Origin of the sequence: Streptomyces sp. C (assembly GCF_000158895.1) — a bacterium.
Taxonomy (GTDB): Bacteria; Actinomycetota; Actinomycetes; order Streptomycetales; family Streptomycetaceae; genus Streptomyces; species Streptomyces racemochromogenes.
Genome location: NZ_GG657750.1, coordinates 3,365,826 through 3,370,055, shown reverse-complemented (window position 1 = coordinate 3,370,055; position 4,230 = coordinate 3,365,826). Strand labels below are relative to the sequence as shown.

2 protein-coding genes are annotated in these 4,230 nt (G+C 72.8%); one reads left to right on the top strand and one right to left on the bottom strand.

Annotated features, from left to right (window positions below; all coding sequences use genetic code 11):
- Positions 1-214: 214 nt before the first annotated feature.
- Entirely contained in the window at positions 215-967 is a 753-nt protein-coding gene (locus tag SSNG_RS14935; protein WP_007264670.1) for a GPP34 family phosphoprotein, read from the bottom strand.
- A 746-nt stretch (positions 968-1,713) separates the two neighbouring features.
- Here SSNG_RS14935 and SSNG_RS43815 point away from each other — a divergent pair.
- Positions 1,714-4,230 (top strand): hypothetical protein (locus SSNG_RS43815; RefSeq protein ID WP_241695056.1); only part of this gene is annotated, 2,517 nt, incomplete at its 3' end.

Genomic DNA, 4,230 nt, shown 5'->3' with positions numbered 1-4,230 from the left:
CGGGGTGGCGAAGCCGTCTCGCCGGCCTCGCCACCCCGCGCGCGGGCGGCTCCGGGGCCGGGTCCTGGGGGGACCTCCGGCCGCGGTGTCGGTGGATCTGTGGATCGGTGGTGCTGTGGATCGGTGTTCCGTGGATCGGTGGTTCCGTGGACCGTGCCCCGCCGGTGGGTCAAGGGGTGTGGCGGGCCGTGCGGGTCGTACGCGTACCCCTGGTTCAGTGCGCGGCCGCGCGGGCCATCGCACCCGTCCGGCGCGGCTGCAGCGGAACAACACCGCCGGTCGCCGTGGCCCGGACGGCCGGCTGGGGCTGCGGCTGTGCGGCGCGGTCACGGCGCGGCTGTGCGGCCACGCCGTTCTGGACGTCCATCACGGCGTGCGCGACGAGACCGCCCATCGGGTCGTGCCGGATCAGGTCCCGCAGCCGGGACCTGGACGACCGCCCCTCGTTGCCGGGGTAGAGGTGCTTGCCGAGACCGACCGCGTGGGCCAGCGCGGCGAGCGCCGCGGTCCGCGGGTCCGGCGGTACGCCGGTGCGGATCGCATTGTCGAGCCGGGCACGGATCTCCCGGCTGATCGCCGTGTCGGTCGCCTGGTAGCGAGTCGTCGGCAGCACCCCGCACATCTGTCCCGCGACGGCATGCACCATGCCGCAGCGCTCCAGGTGCGCGAGGTAAATCTGGCGGAGCCCCAGCCGGGGTCCGCCGATCCAGTGGACGGCCCGTACCGGGCTGCCGCGCCTGCGCAGCAGTTCCAGTGCGGAGTCCAGAGTCGGATCTCCTGTCGGCCGTGGCATCACCACGGCGATACGATCCCCGTCAGGGGCTATCCGTCCTGCCAGAGCCAGCTCCACTAGCTGTGCCCCGGCCAGGCCGAGGTCGAGCGACTGCGGCTGCGCCGTGGTACCCGTGGCCGGGTCCAAAGCGAGCAGCAGAAGCTCCTCCGGAATTGTTCTGCGGCTCCTGCCCATCCATGCCTCCCCGCGTGGATGAGTGACAGGGTGACGCCTCTCACATTCATCTGTCGAGAGTGCCTGTTCGCTTTGTGCGGGAACCAGTAGCTATGTCGTTCTCGTCTAGCGGTTGGGCGATGCCCCCTAGACGGGACACTGTTAGACGGTTCGGACAGTGACCGGACAGCGATCGAGGAGGAACGGTGGCGGGCGAGTCCCCCGACAAGTCGGTAGATGAAGGAGCGTCCGGGGAGCAGGACCCGAGGCTGTCGGTCTTCCAGCCGCGAGACCCGCTGAAGGAGGCCGTGGCGGCGTGGGTCGCGGCGTACGAGCCGGGTGAGCGGACGGAGGACGCGGACGCGGAGTCCGGCTCCGGGTCCGCCCCGTCACGCCCGTCCCCCGGTCGGGTGGACCCGAAGCCCCCGGTGGCGGGCGTGGTCCACCGGTCCGCTCCGCGGGACCCGGCGAAGCCGGGTTCCGCTTCCGCGGACGCCGACGAGCCTTCGGCGAAGCCGGGTTCCGCTTCGGCGGGCGCCGACGAGCCTTCGGAGAAGCGGGGTTCCGCTTCGGCGCAGCCGGGTGGGGACGCGGAGAAGCCTGCTGCGAAGCCGTCCGGGGACGTCCGTACCACCGCGTTCGGCGTGGTGAGGGCGGACCGCGCTCCGGAGGCGGGGAAGTCGGGTTCCGCTTCCGGGGACGCCGACGAGCCTTCGGCGAAGCCGGGTGGGGACGCGGGGAAGCCTGCCGCGAAGCCGTCCGGGGACGTGCGCACCACCGCGTTCGGCGTGGTGAGGGCGGACCGCGCTCCGGAGGCGGGGAAGCCGGGTTCCGCTTCCGGGGACGCCGACGAGCCTTCGGCGAAGCCGGGTGGGGACGCGGAGAAGCCTGCCGCGAAGCCGTCCGGGGACGTGCGCACCACCGCGTTCGGCGTGGTGAGGACGGACCGCGCTCCGGAGGCGGAGAAGCCGGGTTCCGCTTCCGCGGACGCCGACGAGCCTTCGGCGAAGCCGGGTGGGGACGCGGAGAAGCCTGCCGCGAAGCCGTCCGGGGACGTGCGCACCACCGCGTTCGGTGCGGTGACGACCGACCCCGCTCCGGAGGCGGAGAAGCCCGCCCGGGACCCGCGTGCGGCCGCCGCCGACAGCGAGCGCACGGCCGTCTTCCGGGCCGTGAAGCCCGGTTCCGCTTCGGCCGACGCCGACGAGCCCGCCGCGAAGCCGTCCGGGGACGTCCGCACCACCGCGTTCGGTGTGGTGACGAAGGACCCCGCTCCCGAGGCGGAGAAGCCCGCCCGGGACCCGCGTACGGCCGCCGCCGCGAAGCCGTCCGGCGACGGGGAGCGCACCGCCGTCTTCCGTACCGTGAAGTCCGGTTCCGGTTCCGCACCCGAAAAGCCGTCCGTGGACGCGGACAAGGCGGAGAAGCCGGCCACGGCCCCGGCGGAGTCCGACAGTGAGCGCACCGCCGTGTTCCGTGCCGTGAAGCCGGGTTCCGGTTCGGCGGCCGCCGAGAAGCCGGCCGAGAAGCCGGATGCCGAGGGCGTCAAGAAGCCGGCCACGGCTCCGGCGGACTCCGACAGTGAGCGCACCGCGGTCTTCCGCGCCGTGAAGCCGGGTTCCGGTTCGCCCGACGCGGAGAAGGAGAAGCCGGCCGGCAAGCCCGCCGCCGACACCCGGACCACCGCGTTCGGAGTGGTGAAGCAGGACGCCGCGAAGCCCGCCGCCGCAGGCACCGGTACGGACCGACCCGGCGCCCCGAAGCCCGACGCCCCGAAGCCCGGCACCGACCGGCCCGCCGCCGCCAAGCCCGGCGCCGCAGGCACCGGCACCGGCGCGCCCGGGAAGCCCTCCCCCGCGCCCGGCGCCGCAGGCACCGGCAGCGGCGAGAGTGACCGCCGCGTCAGCACCTTCGTACCGCTGCGCGGCGAGGGCGGGGCCGCCCCCGCCGCCAAGCCCCCGGTGCGGCCCACCCCGCCCACCCCGCCGGCCCGGCCGAGCCTGGACCCCAGTGAGCGGACCACCCAGCAGCCGCTGCCGCCCCGGCCGCCGCTCGACATGCTGGCGGACCTCACCAACAACCCGCCCCCGCCGCCCACCCCGATGCGGAACGCGGTCCGGCGGATCAAGATCTACGCGCCGCTCGTGCTGCTCCTGATCATCGTGATCGCCGTCGTGCAGCTGGTGCGCCCGCTGCCCGCGCCGAAGCTCAAGCTGACCGCGAAGGCCACGTACACCTTCCCCGGCGGGGCGCCGAACCTGCCCTGGCCGACCGAGGGCCAGGCCTCCATGGCCGCCGCCGGCCTCGGCACGATCGGCAGCTCCGGCGAGCAGAAGCCGGTGCCCATCGCGAGCGTCACGAAGTCGATGACGGCGTACATCATCATGCGCGACCACCCCTTCAAGAAGGGTGAGAAGGGCGCGATGATCGACGTCGACAAGACCGCCGAGACCGAGGGCCAGAAGGACAAGTCGGACAACGAGTCCACCCTCAACACGGTCAAGGAGGGCGAGAAGATCTCCGAGTACGACGCGATCGCCGCCCTGATGATCCCGTCGGCCAACAACATCGCCCGGCTCCTCGCGCGCTGGGACTCCGGTTCCCAGGAGGCGTTCGTCAAGAAGATGAACGACACCGCCAAGGAACTCGGCATGACCAACACCACCTACACCGACCCCTCGGGCCTGGACGCCACCACGGTCTCCACCGCCGAGGACCAGGTGAAGCTGGGCCTGAAGATCGTCGAGATTCCGGCGCTGGTGGACATCACCCGCATGCCCGCCTGGACCGACCAGACCGGCAAGGTCTGGCAGAACTGGAACCGCCTGGTCCCGTTCAACGACTCCCTCGGCATCAAGACCGGTACGACGACCAAGGCCGGCGGAAACCTCCTCTTCGCCGCGCAGAAGAAGGTCGGCGACACCAACCAGCTGCTCGTCGGCGCGGTCCTCGGCCAGCACAAGCCGCCGATCATCGACACCGTCATCGCGCAGAGCCGCTCGCTGCTGATCGCCACGCAGAAGGAGGTCCAGGGCGCGCCCGTGGTGAAGAAGGGCCAGGTCGTGGGCTACGTGGACGACGGGCTCGGCGGTCATACGCCGGTCGTCGCCACCGCCGACGTCCAGGCCGTCGGCTGGTCCTCGCTGACCGTGGACCTCAAGCTCGGCGACGGCGGCACCGCGATCCCCGAGTCGGCGAAGGCCGGGACCCAGGTCGGCGTGCTGACCGTCGGCGACGGCGCCAGCCAGGTCAAGGTGCCGGTGGCGCTCCAGCGCGCGCTGGAC

What these genes read in the sequence shown, in the direction of transcription:
- SSNG_RS14935 (WP_007264670.1), bottom strand. Translation starts at nt 967, where the DNA reads ATGGGCAGGAGCCGCAGAACAATTCCGGAGGAGCTTCTGCTGCTCGCT.